Origin of the sequence: Agrobacterium sp. InxBP2 (genome assembly GCF_026191755.1) — a bacterium.
GTDB lineage: Bacteria > Pseudomonadota > Alphaproteobacteria > Rhizobiales > Rhizobiaceae > Agrobacterium > Agrobacterium pusense.
Genome location: NZ_JAINDY010000022.1, coordinates 92,591 through 111,206, shown reverse-complemented (window position 1 = coordinate 111,206; position 18,616 = coordinate 92,591). Strand labels below are relative to the sequence as shown.

General features: G+C 59.4%; 17 protein-coding genes. 5 read left to right on the top strand and 12 right to left on the bottom strand.

The features are described 5' to 3' along the window. Positions 1-61 precede the first annotated feature (61 nt). From K7A42_RS05760 to K7A42_RS05750, 3 genes are all read left to right on the top strand, one after another. The gene (locus tag K7A42_RS05760; RefSeq protein WP_004440288.1) at positions 62-670 is read left to right on the top strand and encodes a DUF6656 family protein; all 609 of its coding nucleotides are present in this window, start codon (positions 62-64) and stop codon (positions 668-670) included. A 143-nt stretch (positions 671-813) separates the two neighbouring features. Beyond that, on the top strand, positions 814-1,791 hold the full coding sequence (locus K7A42_RS05755; RefSeq protein ID WP_174151046.1) for an L-threonylcarbamoyladenylate synthase: 978 nt from the start codon (positions 814-816) through the stop codon (positions 1,789-1,791). 48 nt (positions 1,792-1,839) lie between these two features. Continuing rightward, on the top strand, positions 1,840-3,267 hold the full coding sequence (locus K7A42_RS05750; RefSeq protein WP_282454953.1) for an FAD-binding oxidoreductase: 1,428 nt from the start codon (positions 1,840-1,842) through the stop codon (positions 3,265-3,267). A gap of 11 nt (positions 3,268-3,278) precedes the next feature. Here K7A42_RS05750 and K7A42_RS05745 read toward each other — a convergent pair whose 3' ends face one another. Then, on the bottom strand, positions 3,279-3,797 hold the full coding sequence (locus tag K7A42_RS05745) for a hypothetical protein (RefSeq protein WP_004440279.1): 519 nt from the start codon (positions 3,795-3,797) through the stop codon (positions 3,279-3,281). Positions 3,798-4,081: 284 nt separating this feature from the next. Between K7A42_RS05745 and K7A42_RS05740 the strand changes: the two genes are divergently transcribed. Then, positions 4,082-5,239, top strand: a complete 1,158-nt coding sequence (locus tag K7A42_RS05740; RefSeq protein ID WP_282454952.1) for a PA0069 family radical SAM protein — start codon at positions 4,082-4,084, stop codon at positions 5,237-5,239. Between the two features lie 441 nt (positions 5,240-5,680). Next, a complete protein-coding gene (locus tag K7A42_RS05735) occupies positions 5,681-6,334 on the top strand; it encodes a ribonuclease HII (protein WP_282455022.1) in 654 nt (217 codons plus the stop codon). 426 nt (positions 6,335-6,760) lie between these two features. On the opposite strand, the gene K7A42_RS05730 is transcribed toward K7A42_RS05735, so the two are convergent. The 11 genes from K7A42_RS05730 to K7A42_RS05680 form a co-directional block, all read right to left on the bottom strand. Next, entirely contained in the window at positions 6,761-8,230 is a 1,470-nt protein-coding gene (locus tag K7A42_RS05730) for an MFS transporter (RefSeq protein ID WP_322784248.1), read from the bottom strand. 162 nt (positions 8,231-8,392) lie between these two features. Further along, positions 8,393-8,878, bottom strand: coding sequence for a F0F1 ATP synthase subunit B (locus K7A42_RS05725; protein WP_004440269.1), 486 nt, complete (start codon positions 8,876-8,878; stop codon positions 8,393-8,395). 1 nt (position 8,879) lies between these two features. Continuing rightward, on the bottom strand, positions 8,880-9,521 hold the full coding sequence (locus K7A42_RS05720; protein WP_004440268.1) for a F0F1 ATP synthase subunit B: 642 nt from the start codon (positions 9,519-9,521) through the stop codon (positions 8,880-8,882). Between the two features lie 80 nt (positions 9,522-9,601). Continuing rightward, complete coding sequence (locus K7A42_RS05715) at positions 9,602-9,829, bottom strand: F0F1 ATP synthase subunit C (protein WP_003494147.1); 228 nt, start codon at positions 9,827-9,829, stop codon at positions 9,602-9,604. A gap of 72 nt (positions 9,830-9,901) precedes the next feature. Continuing rightward, complete coding sequence (locus K7A42_RS05710) at positions 9,902-10,651, bottom strand: F0F1 ATP synthase subunit A (RefSeq protein ID WP_004440258.1); 750 nt, start codon at positions 10,649-10,651, stop codon at positions 9,902-9,904. 61 nt (positions 10,652-10,712) lie between these two features. Beyond that, positions 10,713-11,078, bottom strand: a complete 366-nt coding sequence (locus K7A42_RS05705) for an AtpZ/AtpI family protein (RefSeq protein WP_022555707.1) — start codon at positions 11,076-11,078, stop codon at positions 10,713-10,715. A 270-nt stretch (positions 11,079-11,348) separates the two neighbouring features. Continuing rightward, positions 11,349-12,512, bottom strand: coding sequence for a cell wall hydrolase (locus K7A42_RS05700; RefSeq protein ID WP_035209376.1), 1,164 nt, complete (start codon positions 12,510-12,512; stop codon positions 11,349-11,351). Positions 12,513-12,876: 364 nt separating this feature from the next. Then, the gene (locus K7A42_RS05695) at positions 12,877-14,796 is read right to left on the bottom strand and encodes a potassium transporter Kup (RefSeq protein ID WP_004440255.1); all 1,920 of its coding nucleotides are present in this window, start codon (positions 14,794-14,796) and stop codon (positions 12,877-12,879) included. A gap of 15 nt (positions 14,797-14,811) precedes the next feature. After that, a complete protein-coding gene (locus K7A42_RS05690) occupies positions 14,812-15,789 on the bottom strand; it encodes a magnesium transporter CorA family protein (protein ID WP_004440254.1) in 978 nt (325 codons plus the stop codon). Positions 15,790-16,123: 334 nt separating this feature from the next. Further along, complete coding sequence (locus K7A42_RS05685) at positions 16,124-17,254, bottom strand: Mrp/NBP35 family ATP-binding protein (RefSeq protein ID WP_004440253.1); 1,131 nt, start codon at positions 17,252-17,254, stop codon at positions 16,124-16,126. A 127-nt stretch (positions 17,255-17,381) separates the two neighbouring features. Continuing rightward, positions 17,382-18,605 (bottom strand): CmpA/NrtA family ABC transporter substrate-binding protein, encoded by a 1,224-nt coding sequence (locus K7A42_RS05680; RefSeq protein WP_282454951.1) that lies wholly within the window; start codon positions 18,603-18,605, stop codon positions 17,382-17,384. Positions 18,606-18,616 lie beyond the last annotated feature (11 nt).

Genomic DNA, 18,616 nt, shown 5'->3' with positions numbered 1-18,616 from the left:
AACGGAGTATTAACGCACCCTAAATTATCTTACCGGATCGACAGCAACGAGGGTGTTCCCGGTGGAGAAGGCGACACGCATACGCTATTTCGATGCGAGCAGGCATTCGGTCACACCGATACGCTCGAAGACCGCGCATTCCGATTTTTTGCGGACAGGGCGCATCAGCCGTTACGAAGAGCGGTGGCTGCCGAAAGAACGCGTCTACTACAGCCATGACGAAGTGGCTGCGCTGACCGGGCGAAAGCTGGAAGCTGCCGCCGATGCCACCCACAGCCGCCTGAACGGTTTTCACCAGTCCATCCGTTTTCCGAAGATGGTGTTTCACCATCTGCTGAATGACCGGCCGCATCTGGGTTATTGCCACGTCACGGCGGCGACGACCAGCTTTGATGCAGAGCGTCATGTGCTATGGTCCTTCTATTTCGCGAATTTCTTCGCGGAACTGAGCGGTGCCGAAAACTTCTTTGAAAATATCGATGCGCGTTATTCGCGGATGTATTTCGCTGTCGCCATCAACGCCCTTCCCGATCAGGAAATCGCCGTCGATACATCCGTCCATCGCGGCGGCCTGCTGTTCCAGACCCACGATCCGCGCGTGGCGCTGAAAAACGTCCTCATGCTCGGCGCGCGCTCGGAGGAGATGCGCAGGATCATCAAGGCGATATAGCAGCGACAAAGCCCCCAGGGACTTCATCTTTCTTTCTTAGGCATGTCGTTGTCCCGAAACCGACGACCAGTTTCGGACAATGCGCATTAGCGCTTTCCATTCTGCCCGGAAATACGCTATTGACCGCCCTGAAAGGCAGCATCATGGCGCGTCATATCCATATTGAAAACGAGCGGGAAACCGCCCTTCAAGCAGCCGTCACGGAGCTTGCCGCCGGCCAGCCGATCGCCCTGCCGACGGAAACCGTTTACGGCCTTGCCGCCGATGCCACCAACCCTGCAGCCATTGCCCGTATCTACGAGACCAAGGGCCGGCCGCAATTCAACCCGTTGATCTGCCACATGGCAGATATCGCCATGGCGGAACGTTACGCCATCTTCGATCCCATATCGCTTGATCTTGCAGAGGCCTTCTGGCCCGGCCCGCTGACACTGGTGCTGCCGCTGAAGCCGGCAAGCGATATTCATGCACTGGCGACGGCCGGGCTCGATACGGTCGGCATTCGCGTACCGCAAGGTTTTGCCGGCGATCTCATCCGCCGGTTCGGCAAACCGCTCGCAGCCCCCAGCGCCAATAGTTCCGGCAAGATCAGCCCGACAAGCGCCGCCCATGTGGAGGCCGATCTCGGTCAGAAAATCAACCTCATTCTCGACGGCGGGGCGGCTTCGGTCGGCGTCGAATCCACCATCGTCAAGGTGGAAGAAGGTGGAAAGGTGCGTCTGCTTCGTCCTGGCGGCGTCGTCACGGCCGAAATAGAGCGTGTTGCGGGCAAGCGGCTTGAACGTTCTGAAAAAGCGTCGGCGGCCATCGAGGCGCCAGGCATGCTCGCTTCGCATTATGCCCCCGGCGCCGCCGTGCGCCTCAACGCCACATCGGTTTCGCCTGGCGAAGCGTTGATCCGGTTCGAAGGTATCCCGGTTGCGGGTGAAGAGACCGCCCGCGCCGTTTTCGATCTCAGCCCCTCCGGCGATCTTTCCGAGGCCGCCGCCAACCTGTTCGATTACCTCAAGGCCGCCGATGCAAGCGGCGCAGACAGCATCGCCATCACCAGCATTCCCACTCACGGTCTTGGAGAGGCGATCAATGACCGCCTTTCCCGCGCCGCCGCACCGCGGAGCTGAGGCCCGCCGACCATTCGCCCACCGTTTCAAATGACAGAGAGACGCCCGATGACAACCGTCCCCTCCTCCGACATCCTCGACCGCTTTACCGCCATTGTCGGAGACAGGAATGCGGTGCGCGATGCGGCAGAGATGGCGCCGCGGCTGGTGGAAAATCGCGGGCTTTATCGTGGCGCTTCGCCGTTGCTCCTCAAACCCGGATCGGTCGAGGAAGTATCGGCCATCCTGCAGTTCGCCAGCGAGACGGGTACCCCAATCGTGCCGCAGACGGGCAATACCGGCCTTGTCGGCGGGCAAACGCCGCGCGCCGGGGGAACTGACATCATTCTTTCGCTGGAGCGCATGAACCGCATTCGCGATATCGATCCCGTCGCCAATATCATCGTTGCCGATGCCGGCTGCATTCTCGATGACATCCATAAAGCCGCCGATTCGGTTGAACGCATGTTCCCGCTGTCGCTCGGCTCTCAGGGGTCCTGCCGTATCGGCGGCAATCTCGCCACCAATGCCGGCGGTACCGCAGTGCTTGCTTATGGCAATATGCGCCAGCTCTGCCTCGGGCTCGAAGTGGTGTTGCCGACAGGCGAGATCTGGAACGGGCTGCGCCGGCTGAAAAAGGACAATACCGGTTACGATCTGCGTGATCTCTTCATCGGCTCCGAAGGTACGCTCGGCATCATCACCGGCGCGGTGCTGAAGCTCTTCCCGAAGCCACTCGGCCATCAGGTGGCCTTCGCCGGGCTGGCCTCAACCGAAGATGCGCTGAAGCTGTTCGAGATGGCATCAAACCTCTGCGGCACGGCGCTGACCGGCTTCGAGCTTATGCCACGAATTGGCGTGGAGTTTACCGCCAGACATATTCCCGGCGTGCGCGATCCCCTGGAACAGCCCCATGACTGGTACGCGCTGATCGACATCTCCACCTCCGATTCGGCCGCGACGGCGGATACGATGATGCAATTGCTGCTGGAGCGTGGTTTTGAGGCTGGGCTGGTCGAGGATGCCGTGATCGCCGCCTCCGAAGCCCAGCGTCAGGCACTGTGGCACATGCGCGAGAGCATGTCGGATGCGCAGAAGCCGGAGGGCGGCTCCATCAAACACGATGTCTCCGTCCCGGTTTCCAGAATACCGGAGTTCATGGCGACGGCGGAAAAGGCGGTTCTTGCTGCCATCCCGGGCGCCCGTGTCTGCGCCTTCGGCCATCTGGGCGACGGCAACATCCATTACAATATTTCCCAGCCGGTGGGGGCGGACAAGGCGCAATTCCTCGCCCGCTGGCGGGACATGAACGAAATCGTGCACGGCATCGTGCTGTCGCTGGGCGGTTCGATTTCCGCCGAACACGGCATTGGCCAGTTAAAGCGCGACGAACTGGCCGCCATCCGGCCCGGCATCGAAATGGAGCTGATGCGGCGCATCAAGCACGCATTCGATCCCGCCGGAATCATGAACCCCGGCAAGGTGCTGGCGGAATAACCCTTTCCGCCTCAGGCCGAAGCCCGCAATGCCCAGGCGGGCACCATTTCCGCATTCAGCCGGCGCGGCTTCTGCGCGCCGACAAATTGCGTCAGGCTCATGCCCGATTTCGCAATCGACATCGCGTGCTTCTTCGGCAGGAGATAACCATGCTCCAGCGGCGGGGTGCGGCGCAGGACACGGCTGAAAACATTCCGCCGGTGATAACGTGATGGGGAAAAGCGCGCTGGCTGTTCGCAGATCGCGACATATTCCAGGATTTCATCGATCCAGCCTGCCTGCGGGCGTGCGCCCGGCTCGATCAGCAGCAACCAGCCGCCACGCGCGGACTTGACGATATCCTCCAGTTCCCATTGCCCATAAAAACGGCAGCCGGCCGCATCGGCCACACGCGACGATCCATCGCGCGAACCGTGATCCAGAATCACAACATCGCTTACAAGCCCTTCCACGGCACCGGTGACAAGCGCAGACAGCGTATGCGCCAGTTCCGGCTCCTGATCCCGGCATTCCATTATGACTGTCAACATGTGCATAGCTCTAACGCATCGCACAATAAATTGCCACCATGCTCGTCGCGGTAAAATCCGCGGGGGTTGATGTCGCTCTCCGCGATCTCAGGTGCCGGCGTGCCCGTCCTGGCGCTGGCCCCGGCAGTACAAAAGGAGCCAAATTTACAATTTTGTTCTTGTAATGTTCTCATTCGTGATGTAGGAATTTAATCATTCGAGGGGCGATGAGGCCTCTCAGGATGGAAACGGTTTAGGGCGTTCAGCGTGCCTCGAAAGGCGTGCGACGTCTTGGGAGCATCCAGATGAGAAATCATTCGCTTTCGGGGCAGGCTGCCTTCCAGCCGAGCCATATGCCTGGCATTGCCAATGCGCTGGCCGATGCATCCGGCCTGCGCATCGAGATTGACCGTCGCCGCGGCCGTGGTGCGGGGCTCAATCCCGACGGACGTTTCGAAGCCTTGCAGCGTGAGGTCTTCGACGATGGCTGGCAGACGCTGGAAGAGATGCCGGAATTCCGCACCGAGGTGCAGGTGGAAAAGCCACGCAGCATCATCACCCGCAATGAATCGCCCGATATCCCCTTCGATCGTTCCATCAATCCATACAGGGGCTGCGAACATGGCTGCATTTACTGTTTTGCCAGGCCCACTCACAGCTACATGGGCCTTTCGGCCGGACTTGATTTCGAGGCCAAGCTGTTTGCCAAGCCTGATGCGGCCAAACTTCTGGAACGGGAACTGGCGAAACCCGGCTACAAGGCGCGGGTAATCGCCATCGGCACCAATACCGACCCTTACCAGCCGATTGAGCGCGAATGGCGCATCATGCGGCAGATACTGGAAGTGCTGGCCAAGGCTGATCATCCCGTCGCCATCGTCACCAAATCGGCGCTGATCAAGCGGGATATTGATATTCTCGCGCCAATGGCAAAAAAGGGGCTCGTCAAGGTCGGCATTTCCGTCACGTCGCTGGATCGCAAGCTTTCGCGCACGATGGAGCCGCGCGCCGCCACGCCGGAGAAGCGGCTGGAGGCCGTCAAGGCGCTGACGGATGCCGGAATTCCGGTGGCGGTGATGATGGCACCCGTCATCCCGGCGCTTAACGATCATGAAATCGAGCGCATTCTTGAGGCCGGCAAGGCTGCTGGCGCGACCGAGGCTTCCTATGTGCTTTTGCGGCTGCCGCTGGAGGTAAGCCCGCTGTTCCGCGACTGGCTGCTGCGCAACTATCCGGACCGTTACCGTCATGTCATGTCGCTGGTGCGCTCCATGCGCGACGGCAAGGATTATGACGCGGAGTTCGGCAAGCGCATGAAGGGTGATGGCCCTTATGCCTGGCAGATCGGCAGGCGATTCGAGATGGCGACCAAAAGACTTGGTCTCATCCGCCGCGGCATCAACCTGCGTGACGACCTGTTCGTGCCTCCGGGCGGTGCCGGGGTGCAATTGTCTCTGCTTTGAGAGCCGCATGGTGAAAGTGACTGAAGGTAATGAATGCCTGTGATGAACCAGACGCTACCCTCGGGCTCGACCCTGGAACGTGAACCGAGCGCGGCAGGATCTCGGGTCAAGCCCGAGAGGACATCGAGCATGGGGTAACGCGCCGACAATACGAGGTTCTGTGAGCTTTTAATAAACGGAATTCAAAATGACAGGAGCAACCGTCTCATCGTGTTGCTCTCGACGAAATGCCCGGCTGGTTTTCCCTGGCCCGCCGGACATCGCCCCTGGAACCGCCGCCTCGCGTGCGATCGTTTTTCCTCCGCCGCCCTGCTGGAGGATAAAAGGTCATGACGACCTTGGGCACGGTGAGCCACGCCCCTTGACCCCGGCTCATCGTGCCTGTCATCGCCCGCTTCCGGGGGCTTGCAGGAGATCGGGTGTGTGTGCCAGTTTCGCCGCATGAAACGCACGGCCACACCCGATTCTTCTGCCCTTTTTGATCTTGCCGATACCGGCCCGGATTTCTCGTTCGAACTGGAAGCGCGAAAGAAGGGCCTCTGGCCGGTCGCCGGCACGGACGAGGCAGGGCGTGGCCCGCTCGCCGGCCCTGTGGTTGCGGCCGCCGTCATTCTCGATCCGGACAATATTCCTGACGGAATGGATGATTCCAAGAAACTGACGAAGCAGAAGCGCGAGAGCCTGTTCGTCCAGATCATGGAAACCTCGATCGTATCGGTCGCCTCCTCCGGCCCGGGCCTGATCGACACGATGAATATCCTGCGCGCCAGCCTCGACGCCATGCGCCGCGCAGTCCTCGGACTCGAAATTTCCCCCGCCCTCGTACTGGCCGACGGCCGCGACAGGCCACCAGGCATCACCTGCGAAGCCAAGGCCGTCATCAAGGGCGATTCCCGCTCCCTCTCCATCGCCGCCGCCTCAATCGTCGCCAAGGTGACCCGCGACCGGATGATGGAACGTGCGGGTGTGGTGCATTCATCCTATGGCTTCGAAGGCCATGCCGGTTACGGCACGCCGGCCCACCTGCGCGCCATCGAAAGCCACGGGCCCTGCGCGCTGCACAGGATGAGCTTTCGGCCACTGAAGCGGGATTGATGACAAAGTAGTGAACTTCCGTTGAAATGCGGTTCGCATATCTCTTGGGTCGCCGGCTCCAATCCCAGTCGCGAAAAGTCTACATCCTACGGCGACCAGTTATTTCCGAAAGAGCCGGTTAGGTCAGCACGATTTCCAGCTCAAGGTTAATAACAATGCAGCGCGCCGTTTCAGCCTGAGTTGTGATTCGTGACGAAATCCAGACGGACATCATAGGCCGCCGCGTGGCGTCGATCTTCGATCCGTTCGGCCACATTTGCTTGTCGGCGTAAGACCGAGAGCACGTCACTTGCGGCGTCATTCTGTCGTAAACTTATATCGCAAGACTTCGAGTTCAGCGACTGAGTTTCGCGACAGAAATTACCCTCACTTTTAAAGAGTTGAGAATTTCTCGCATATGTCAGCATTTATGCGAAGACTGTTCCCTTAAACCTCCCCAATGGTAGTCTCTTGTTCGACCGGCAAAGCACGTAGTCCTAGCACTGGCGAAAGGAGGATAATCAGAAACTGGATCATGAATCCTCCCGTTGCCAAGAATAGACATGCTGCAACCCCGAAGTAGCCAGCGACTACAGCGCCGAGAGCAGCCCCCAGCGGCCTTGAGCCATAGGTGGCGGTCATTATCAGCGCCGATACTCGACCAAGCAAGAGGTTTGGCGTGACCGCCTGACGCAGTGTCATCGTCGTGATGCTCCAAAGGATTGGACCGACGCCGAACAGGAAGAAACTGGTACATACCAGCCAGAATGAAGGAAGCCACAGCGTCAACAACATGAGGAAAGCTCCGCAAAATCCTCCGAGCGGCCCCAATACAATCATGGTTCCAACCGTAAAACGCCGCGCGAGGACTGGCGCGATCATAGCTCCCACGATCATGCCGACACCGTCAACTCCCAACGCAATCCCTACCTGGGTTGCACTCATGCCCAGGTCCTGGACGGCGTAGGCAACAAAGACCGCCATCAAAATCACCCACGCGGTATTAAAGAAAATCGCGGTGAATAGAATCGGAAGTAGGAGTTTATGATGTGCAACGAATGCCGCTCCCGCCTTCAGGTCACGTAGCGGGTTGCTGAAGGGGCGTGATGTCACATTGTCTTTTGAAATGCTTGCTAGATACAGCGCGGCCAGAATGGAAAGCACGGTTGCAAACACATAAGCAGTAGATGCGCCGGTCCAACCGACCAATGCACCGCCGAGGGCGGGGCCCGCGGCGAAAGCAGCGCTGCGCACCAATTCAAGCCAGCGGTTCGCATCGCCGAGTCGTGGACGAGGCACAATTGAGGAAATAATCGCGGGAGCGGCCACGCTGTAACAAACCGTGCCAACCGCACCTATGAAGCCGAGAGTCGCGAGAAGCGGCACGTTCAGCAATCCAAATACTAAAAGCAGTACAGTAACGATAAGGGAAACACTGCGCAAGACCTCCGATCCCACCATCAATGCTTTGCGCGAAGCCCGATCAACGGCAAGTCCAGCCGGAATGGACAAAAGTAAAAACGGAAGGGTTTGCGCCATTTGCAGCCAGCCTGTTTCAACCGGACCCGCACCAAGCAGTAAAACCGCCGCCAATGGAGCCGCTGCCAATGCTATCTGCTCGGAAAATTGCGCGAAGAGATTCGACCAGCCTATGCGTTTGAATGCGGAGGGTAGTGGAGCAGATTGGATAGAATTCAACATCGTTGTCCTCATGTTCAATACATGAGGACAGATGGACTGATCTACAGAGCCACAGGCCACCCGTTTCTTGCGGATAAAGCTTTCTTTGTCGCGGAGATCCCAATTAATGCGACACTTGTTTTTCTGATTTTTGCGACGCCGCACAACAGGGAGTTTTGCGACGGTCGCAATGACCGGTGTTGGCGCGAAGCGGAAGCACAATCCAGCATTCAGCATAAAATAACACCAATCACCGCCACCTCCGAGGGAGGCCTGTGGCCGCGAATGCCGCATTTCCGTGGTGCAGGCGACACCCTATTCCTAACCAGCTTTATCACCTCAAACAAAAAACCCCTCGCGGCGGGGCCGGAGGGGTTTTGAACAATACCGAGATAAATCTCAGTTCAGTTTCGACTTCACTTCGCCGATCGTGGCAGTGAAAAGCTTGGCCTTTGCGGCGGCCGTCGTCTTTTCGGCCAGCAGCTTCTCGGAAGCGGCAATGGCGATGTCGACGGCGGCGGCGCGGACGGCGCCGATGGCGTCTTCTTCGGCCTGCTTGATCTTCTGTTCCGAGAGGGCCGTGCGGCGGGCGACGAATTCTTCCGTCTTCTGCTTGGCCTCTTCCGTCAATGCGGCGGCTTCGCGTTCAGCGGCGGCAACGATGCCGGCGGCTTCGGCTTCGGCTTCCTTGCGCTTGCGCTGATATTCGGCCAGCAGGTGCTGGGCCTCTTCACGCAGGCGCTTGGCTTCGGCCAGTTCGTCCTGAATGTTCTGCGCGCGCTCGTCCAGAGACTTGGAGAGCATGCCCGGAACCTTGAGATAGGCGATCAGGACGAAGAAAAGGACGAGACCGACGAGAGCGAAAAATGAAGCATCAAATGCCATATCAGGCTCCCTTCACGTTCGAAGCGGCGGCAATCGCTGCCTTGACGTCCGTGTCCTTGACCTTTGCGCCAACCAGCTGGTCGACGATTGCGGTCGCGGTTTCCTCGGCGATGGCGCCGACATCGGCGAAAGCCTGGTCCTTGATGCCGGCAATGCGCTTTTCGGCAGCGGCAAGCTTTTCGGCGAGACCGGCTTCAATAGCGGCGCGATCGGCATCGGCCTTCGCCTTGGCGGCGTCACGGGCCGCGGCGCCGATCGAGCTTGCCTTGGCGCGGGCTGCCGCGAGTTCTTTTTCATAGGTTTCGACGGCAGCGTCAGCTTCAGCTTTCAGCCGTGCCGCTTCGTCGAGATCCTGTGCGATGCGTCCATGACGGTTTTCGAGAATGCCGCCGACGCGCGGAACGATGACCTTCTGCATGAGCAGGTAGAAAAGGCCAAACGTAATCGCCAGCCATAGGACCTGCGATGCATAAGTAGACTGGTCGAACGGCGGGAAAACGCCGGAAGAACCGTGCTCGGCGCCATGCGCTACACCGGTTTCCGTGTGCGTGGCTTCCGGTTGCGGCTGGCCAACGGCCGGAGTTTCCGTATGCGTTTCACCTACGGTCGGTGCTGACTGGGCATAAGCCTCGGTCACGAACATGCTCACCTCCAGGGGGACTGCAAATGCGAAGGATCACGGCACGCTATGTTGCGGGCCGTGATCCAGACCTGATGCCGATATTAGACAGCGAACAGGAGAAGGAGAGCAACGAGCAGCGAGAAGATGCCCAGAGCTTCCGTAACGGCGAAGCCGAATACCAGACGGCCGAACTGGCTGTCGGCAGCAGAGGGGTTGCGCAGTGCGCCGGACAGGTAATCACCGAAGATACGGCCGAGTGCGAGGGACGTACCAGCCATGCCGAGGCATGCGAGACCTGCGCCGATGTACTTTGCTGCTTCCGCTTCCATGTGAGACTCCTTGAGATATTGGTTGTTGCGGCTGTTTTTGACGCCCGTTGCCGGGGCCAGCGACTTTACTTCTCAGTGACCACCATGCACGGCGTCGTTCAGGTACATGCAAGTCAGTACCGCGAAGACGTAAGCTTGCAGGAAGGCAACGAGAAATTCGAGAGCGGTCATGGCGACCGTCATGATGAGAGGCAGGACTGCACCGCCGACGCCGAGCGCGCCAAGCGCGCTCATGGAGGCGACGAAGCCTGCGAAAACCTTGAGCGTGATGTGGCCGGCCAGCATGTTCGCGAAAAGACGAACGGAAAGGCTGATCGGGCGCGACAGGAAGGAGATCATTTCAATCGACGCCACAAGCGGCAGAAGCGCCTTGGGCACGCCGGAGGGGGCGAAAATACCGAAGAAATGCAGACCGTGCTTATAAAAACCGTAAACCACGACCGTGCCGATGACGAGGCAGGCGAGCGCGAAGGTGACAATGATCTGGCTGGTGACCGTGAAGAAATACGGGAACATGCCGAGCAGGTTTGCCGTCAGCACGAACATGAACAGCGAGAAAACGAAGGGGAAGAACACCATACCCTTCTTGCCGGCGCCTTCGCGCAGCATGGAGGCGATGAACTCATAGGACATTTCGGCAACGGACTGCATGCGGGTGGGGATCAGGCCGCGGTTCGACGTTGCGAAATAAAGGAAACCGGAAGCAGCAGCCACGGTCGCGACCATGAAGAGCGACGCATTGGTGAAGGAAAAATCGACGCCGCCAATTTCGATCGGAATGATCGGCTGCACCAAGAACTGATGGGTCGGATCGTTTGCCACCGGCTGCCCTCTTTACCTGTCGCCGCCTGTCGCGGCATCTCAACTGTAAGGAAAAACAGCCTCAAAGGCCGCGTTTTCCACCCTCGTCTCGTCTGTCCGCCTTCTCAAGCAGCGGCGGCTTGGCCACCGCGCCCGTCGAACGCAACACATTCAATACGCCTGCGCAGAAACCGAGAAGAAGAAGAACGATCATCCCCCACGGCGTCGTGCCGGCAAAATAGTCCAGAAGATAACCCAGCATAGCGCCGACCACGATGGCCGAAATGAACTCCGATGAGAGCTTAACCGCCATCGCGAAGCCCTTCCGGCTCTCCGCAGCGTTGGTCTCCGCCCTCACTTCCGCCTCATCCTCCGCCTTCACCTTTGCCAACTCGTCAGCAAGGCGTTTGCGGCGCTCGTCCAGACTATCGTCACGGTTGCCAGTCATCTTAAAATCCCACCCATTTTCTCCGTTCCAGCCATGCCAGAACCCTTTGGAGTTGTAAACGGTGACGGATTAAGCCTGTTCCAGCCCGCTCTGAAGTCGCGCGCAACATAGTTTTAGGGGCTTCTCTAGTCAAGGCACTGCGAGCGGTTGTTTAGGCACAAATTAATCATGCAAAAACAATGCCTTGACTAGAAATCACGGTTTGGGGGCGATGTTTCGCCGGGGAATCGGCATTTTTGACACGCAAAATGCGACAAATTGGCGGTGGTATCAGCTCCAGCCGCCACCATAGGTACGGTAAAAGACGTGGAGGCCGATTCTGCCGACCTTCTTCATCGACTTGCCCCAGGCGGGACGCACGTAAACGGCGTGATAGTGGGTGGCAGAGCCAACTTCCTTCAGCCAGATCTTGCCGGCCGTAGTCGCCATGGCCACTTCGCGCGCCATCTTCCAGTGGCGTTCGGAATTCACCCGGTCTTTGATATTATCGCAGGCGAAGGAGAACTGGCAGCGATTGCGCCAGTCCTTGTTCTGGTAGACAACGCCGCAGATGGTTTTCGGATAGGCCGGATTGCGCACGCGGTTGAGGATGACCTGCGCCACCGCCGCCTGACCTTTAACGGACTCACCGCGCGCCTCGAAATAGATGCCCGATGCAAGGCACTGCTGTTCGGCCGGAGAAAACACGGCTGCCGGCAGCGGCGTTGCGGCCCAGGCGTGGTCATCTGGGTTGATCTGCGGTACGAAGCGGCCGGCCTCGGGCTTCTTCAGAATGGCGTCGAAGGGAGACTCGCGGGCAAAATCCGGTTCGGCGGGCGCATAGGCAGTCGCCAGGATGTCCGGCGTGCGGTTGGTGACGAGTTCCGCCAGCATCGGCGAGACGCTCTTGTCCGCCTTCTTTTCCTCGCGGCGGAAATAGAAAGAGGCGAGTTCGACATCCTTGCCGCGCTTCGGCTTGACGAAGGCGGTGCGATCCTTGCGCTTCAGCGGCTCGATATCCAGCATCGAGGTGCGCTGCAGCACCGAACCGGCGGTGAAGGCCTTCGGCGGCTGCATGATTTCGGTGGCGACGATGCGGCCCTTCTTGGCGGCGCGGTTCACCCGCTCGCTGTCCGGCGTCGTTGCCTCGCCCTTCTTGTTGGTGACGAACGCGACCTTGCTGCCATTGGGCAGGGTCATGCCGCCGCCATGCAGCGCCTCGTCCCCTTCCGCATCGTTGAATGTCAGGGAGGCGTTATGCGTCGAGCCCGCCGGGGAGGCAGTCAGCACCATGCGCCATTGTTCGCCGCCCTTGTCGAGACCCGCCAGAAGCGAGGCGAGATCGGCACGCGCAGCGAGGGAGGGAAAGACAAGCCAGGCGGCCAGGCCGAAGACGACGGGTGACGTCCACTTGGACGCCCATCCCTGAAAGGACACGGGGGACCGACGACGCATTACTCTTTTCGAACGCAAAACCAGCACTCCGAACACCGACAACCGAATTTTCTACAGGTGTTCGAGAATCTCTTATTAACCTTGATGGTTGGTTAACGCCGCGCAGGAAGGTGTCTTCACGTTAATGTGTGAGGGAATGCTAATGAGTGTGGCGTGGAGTCGAGTTCGCATGCGCCGATCAGAACTGTGCCGCAGGGCATCTCCTCATCCGTCATTCCGCCTCGAGCCGGAACCAGCCGTCGCGCGTCGGCGCGGCGTAAAGACCCCCTTCACCCCAAGGACTTGGGCTGGCTGGATACCGGCTCAAGGCCAGTATGACAGAGAGAACGAGATCGCCCAGCTGCATTGAGGGCATGCCACTTCGTCACACCACGACGTGCGAACCGAGTTCCACCACCCGATTGGCAGGCAGGCGGAAATAGTCGGAGGGATCGGCCGCGGTTTCGGCGAGCGCGATGAACAGGCGGTTCTGCCAGCCCGGCATGCCCGATTTCGGATCTGGAACCAGCTTGCGGCGGCCGAGATAGAAGGAGGTCGACATGATGTCGAACTTGTAGCCCGTGCGGCGCAGATAGCCCAGCGCCTGGGTAACATTCTGGGTTTCCATGAAGCCGAAATGCAGCTCGACCACGGCGAAACGGTCGCTCATCTTCGTCAACGTATAACGATCTGCCGGATGAACGCGCGGCTGATCCTCAGTGCGGATCGTCAGGATGACGTTCTTGTCGTGAAGGACGTGGTTGTGCTTCAGATTGTGCAGCAAAGCCGCCGGCGCCGTTTCCGGATCGCCGGTGAGGAAAATCGCCGTACCCGGTACGCGCACCGGCGCATGGGCGCTTTCCTTTTCCACCGAGGCGATGAAGGCCTTCAGCGGCACATCGATGCGGCGCGTCTTGGCGAACAGGATTCTCGAACCGCGCTGCCAAGTCGTCATGATAACCGTGAAGGCAATCGCCAGCAGCACCGGCACGTAACCGCCATCATGAATTTTCAGGAGGTTTGCGCCGAGGAAGATCAGTTCCAGCACCAGAAGCGGGGTCAGCACCGCAAGGGCAAGCCAGATCGACCATTGCCAGCGTTTGCGCACGAACTCGAAGAACATCAGGCTGGTGACGACCATCGCACCGGTGACCGAAATACCATAGGCAGTGGCCAGCGCATCCGAGCTCTTGAAGGTGAGCACCAGGGCAACGACACCGAAAAGCAGGATGGTGTTGACCGCCGGAAGATAAATCTGCCCGGTATTGGTTTCCGAGGTGAAGAGAATTTCCATGCGCGGCAGGTAGCCGAGGTGAATCGCCTGGCGAACCAGCGAGAAGGCGCCCGTTATGACGGCCTGGCTGGCAATGATTGTCGCGGCGGTCGCCAGAATGACGGCGGGCAGGATCGCCCATTGCGGGAACATCAGATAGAAGGGATTGGACATGGCTGCCGGGTCTTTCAGAACCAGCGCGCCCTGCCCCAGATAGTTCAGCGTCAGCGCCGGGAATACCAGACAGAACCACGCCCACTGGATGGGGCGGCGGCCGAAATGGCCGAGGTCTGCATAAAGCGCTTCTGCGCCCGTAATCGTCAGGAACACCGCGCCGAGCACGACAATGCCATAAAAACCTTCATTCGCCAGAAACTCGACCGCGTGCCACGGGTTGAAGGCAAAGAGAATGCTGAAGTCGTCAGCAATATGAATGAGGCCTGCAAGGCCCATGACGATGAACCAGACCGCGGTGATCGGTCCGAAAAATTTTGCCACCGTGCCGGTGCCGTGGGACTGGATGGCGAAGAGGCCAATCAGGATACCGACAGAGATCGGAATGATGAAGGCGTCCATCTCCGGGGTGACGAGCTTCAGGCCTTCCACCGCCGAAAGCACTGAAAGTGCCGGGGTGATCATGGCATCGCCGAGAAACAGCGCCGCGCCAATCAGGCCAAGCACGATAAGAACGCTGCGATGGGTGCCGGCCGTCTTCATCAGCAGCGCCAGCAGCGACAGCGTACCGCCCTCGCCGTCATTGTCGGCGCGCAGCAAAAGCGTGATGTATTTGAAGGTGACGATGATCGTCAGAGACCAGATCATCAGCGATGTGAGGCCGATGACCTCTTCCTGCGTCACCCCGTCATAGGCGATGGGCCGCAGGGCTTCGCGAAAGGCGTAGAGCGGGCTGGTGCCGATATCGCCATAAACGACGCCGATCGAACCAAGGATAGCGGCGTAAAGCCCCTTGTTCTTGTGAGCGTCATCCGCATCCGGCTTCTCGGCAACATCCTTGTCAGCGATCTGGGACATGATGATCCTGGCTCCTCAGAGCCAGCCCTTCCAACGAAAAAAGAGAAACGGGATGATTGCGGACATCACCATGACGATCAGCGCAAGTGGATAACCAAATGTCCAGTTCAACTCCGGCATGAGCTGAAAGTTCATTCCGTAAACCGAAGCCACCAGCGTGGGCGGCAGAAAAACCACCGAAGCGATCGAGAATATCTTGATGATGCTGTTCTGCTCGATGTTGATGATGCCGAGCGAGGCATCGAGCAGGAAGGTCAGATTGCCGGAAACGAAGGAGGCATGTTCGTTCAGCGACTGGATATCGCGTCCGATGGACTTGCCCTGCTCCCTCGCAACCTTGTCCGCGCTCGCCTGATCGCTGGTGGAAAAGAACGTCTGCAGCCGCGCCAGCGATGCAAGACTGACGCGGACCTTCGAAATCAGCCGATGATAGGCAGCGATGTTGGTCAGGCGGTCTTCGAGATAACGCGGCGCCTTGCGCTTGGAACGGGCCTGGCTGCCGAGAATATCAGCGGCGAGATTGTCGATGCCAGCGACCGAGTTTTCGAGAATTTCGGCCGTGCGATCGACGATTGTCTCGAGCAGTTTCAAAAGCAGCGCCGTGCCGCTGCGCATCTCATGCGGCGCGCGGGTGATGGCGGCAATGAAAAGGTGGAATGATTTCGGCTCAGCATAACGGATCGTTACGAGGCGCGTGCCGGCGAGGATGAAGGCGACATCGGTGAGGCGGGGGTCGTCCGAATCCGCCTTCCACACCAGCGATGCGGTCATGAAAACATTGCCGTCTTCCATGTAGAGACGGCTGGAGGGCTCGATATCCTTCAGATCCTCACGCGTCGGCAGATCGAGCTGCAGCAGCTTTTCCACATGCTGCTCTTCCGCCCTGTCCGGGTTGACGAGATCGATCCAGACGATGTCATCAGGAATCTGTACGGAGCCGTCGTCTGACGACAGGCTGATCGCCTCGCAATTGGCGCGATAGGCTTTTATCAATCCGTTTCTCCGCTCCACATTGCAGGCCTTAGCCGCAATGCTGCTTAACATATCCTGTTTGCTGTCGGCAAACCTTTGGACGACAGTTCAGGGACCACCGAAACAGGCGCAACGTCATATCGCGCCAGCCCGATGGACCAAGAGCCAAACGGCGCAGGCGTATGCGCCCAAAGCGAGATGCAATCAAGCAATATTTTTTCGCGACAGCTTTGCAGACGAAGCACTTCTGGATTTCATGGCCAGAAACCGCACCGTTACTGGCCACCAATCTTCTGTTTTTACAGGACTATTCACAGCGCAGGTGCGCTTTGCGGTTTTTCCGGCCGTCCGTAGCTTATTCGAAAACGATCTTTGGAGCCGCTTTTCTTTCACCGGCGCCAATACGCTCCCAGACTTTTTTCGCTATCTCGCGGTAGATCGCAGCCTGTGGACCATCCGGGTCGGCAACGACGACAGGCGTTCCGGCGTCCGACATTTCGCGGATGGCGATGGTGAGCGGCACCTCGCCGAGGAACGGCACACCGATCCTTTCGGCTTCCGCCTTCGCGCCGCCGTGGCCGAAAATATCGTAGCGGGCGCCGGTATCAGGTGCGATGAAGTAACTCATGTTCTCGATGACGCCGAGCAATGGCACCTCCACCTTGCGGAACATGGTGATGCCCTTGCGCGCGTCGAGCAGCGCGAGGTCCTGCGGAGTGGAAACGATGACCGCGCCGGCAAGCGGCACCTGCTGGGCGATGGTCAGCTGCGCATCACCCGTGCCGGGCGGCATATCCAGCACCAGCACGTCGAGCTCGCCCCAGGCGACTTCACGCAGCATCTGCATCAGGGCGGACTGCACCATTGGCCCGCGCCAGATCATCGCGGCCTCCTCATCCACCAGAAACCCCATGGACATGACCTTCAGCCCATAATTCTCCATGGGAAGTATGATGCGGTCTTCCTGCTGTTTCGGACGACCGGAAATCTTGAGGAGCCGCGGCAGCGAAGGCCCGTAAATGTCCGCATCCAGCATGCCGACCTTCAGGCCAAGCGCCTGAAGGCCGAGCGCAAGATTGACTGATGTCGTCGATTTGCCGACCCCGCCCTTGCCCGATGCGACGGCGATGATGGCACGGACGCCGGGGACGCCCACCTTGGACGAGCCCGGCTGCTGTGTTGGCCGGCCGGCTGCCGCGGCGGGACGCGCCGGCGCCGGCTGCTGTTGGCCGGGCTTGCGATCGGCAGTCAGCGCCACGACCGCGCCGGCGATGCCCGGAACGCCCTTCGCCGCCTGTTCGGCGGACAGGCGCAACGGCTCCATCTCGGCCGCCCTGTCGGCCGGGACGGTGATCGAGAAATAGGCCTTTCCATCTGCGATGAAGATTTCCGAGACCATGCCGAGGGAAACGATGCTTCTGCCGCTGCCGGGATAGATGACGGCGTCCAGAGCCTTTTCCACCTGGTTCTTGCTGACCTCTGCCATTGTCTTACTCCGTTACATCGTCCGGCCTGATAGGGAAACAATTTGCGCCATCCATAGACAAGCGGAGGCGGTTCGCCAATGCCAAAGCGCAAACAGGAACCATTCGCGACGATTTAGCGCTGCGATTTCAAATCTCGTCATCCATATCGAGCGTCTCCGGATCGAAGACGCGCCCGTCGAAGAAACAGTCGGGTCCCAGAACGAGGCCGGTGCGCGATGCGCCGACATGAACAGGTTCCCTCAGCGTGCCTTCCAGCTTCAGATTGGCGCCCGGCACCGGCACGAAAAGTGGTTTCATCGCCTTGCGAAAAATATCCGGCCTATACGCATTGCGTGCGGCTTCCACCACCGCGGCATCGAAACGGCAACCGGCGGGTATTTCCCCCCAGCGCAACATCTGGCTGAAGAACCAAAGAGCCTGGCTTTGCCACGGAAAATTCGCCGCTTTCGCGCTGGTGACGAAAAATTCCTGAAAACGCTGCATGTCCTTCTGCGAAGTCGAAATATAGCCCGTCAGGGCCGGAAGCAGGAATTCGCCACTGACGTTCATATAATGAGGAGCGGCCAGAATACCGGCAAGTTCCTCGATATTGGCGGGGTTGGCGCACCACTCGCCCGCGCGATAAAGCGCGCGTAGCAGCCCCTCCAACAGGCTGGCATTCGCATCAGCCCAATCTCGCTTCACGGCAAGTATTTTTTCCGGGGCATTGTGCCAGATGAGCGCGCCCGTCGTCACGATACGCCCGGCGCCAACCAGCACCGCAGCGCTGCCCGCGGGTTCAGCAGAACAGAGCGCATCGACGTCGCCGCTTTCCAGAAGCCCGGGCATCGCCTTCGGCAGCGCTTCGACGATTTCCATGTCACGGCCAAGCAGCACACCGCAGCTTCCGAGCAGATAACGCAGGGCATAAAAGGACGTCGAGGCGATATCCTCAACCGCGAAGACGGGCGGATTTTCACCCGCGGCCCGGCGTGCGGCGCAGACGCGGGCCATCGCGCGGCCGAAAGCCGCCGGGTCCGGCAGCTTCAGTCCCTCACGGTAAAGTTCATCATAAAACCCAGGGGAAACCGTGGTCGCGGAGCCGCCGAGGGAAAGCGTGAAAACGCCGACTATATTGGCCGGCATATCATGGAGGCCAACGGCCGACCCCACGGGAACAGGAGCGGGCAAATGCGCGATCTGAACGCCGTCCTCGCCGAGCACCGAAAGAACACCACGTGCGGACTGCTTTCGGACCAGTTCCAGTTCTATGCCTTCATCGGCGGCAAAGCCTTTTTCGGCAGCGACTATCAGCACGGCGCAATCGACAGTCGGAGAAAATCCCGCTTTTACACTATGCCGCTCCGGCAACGATTTCTCCT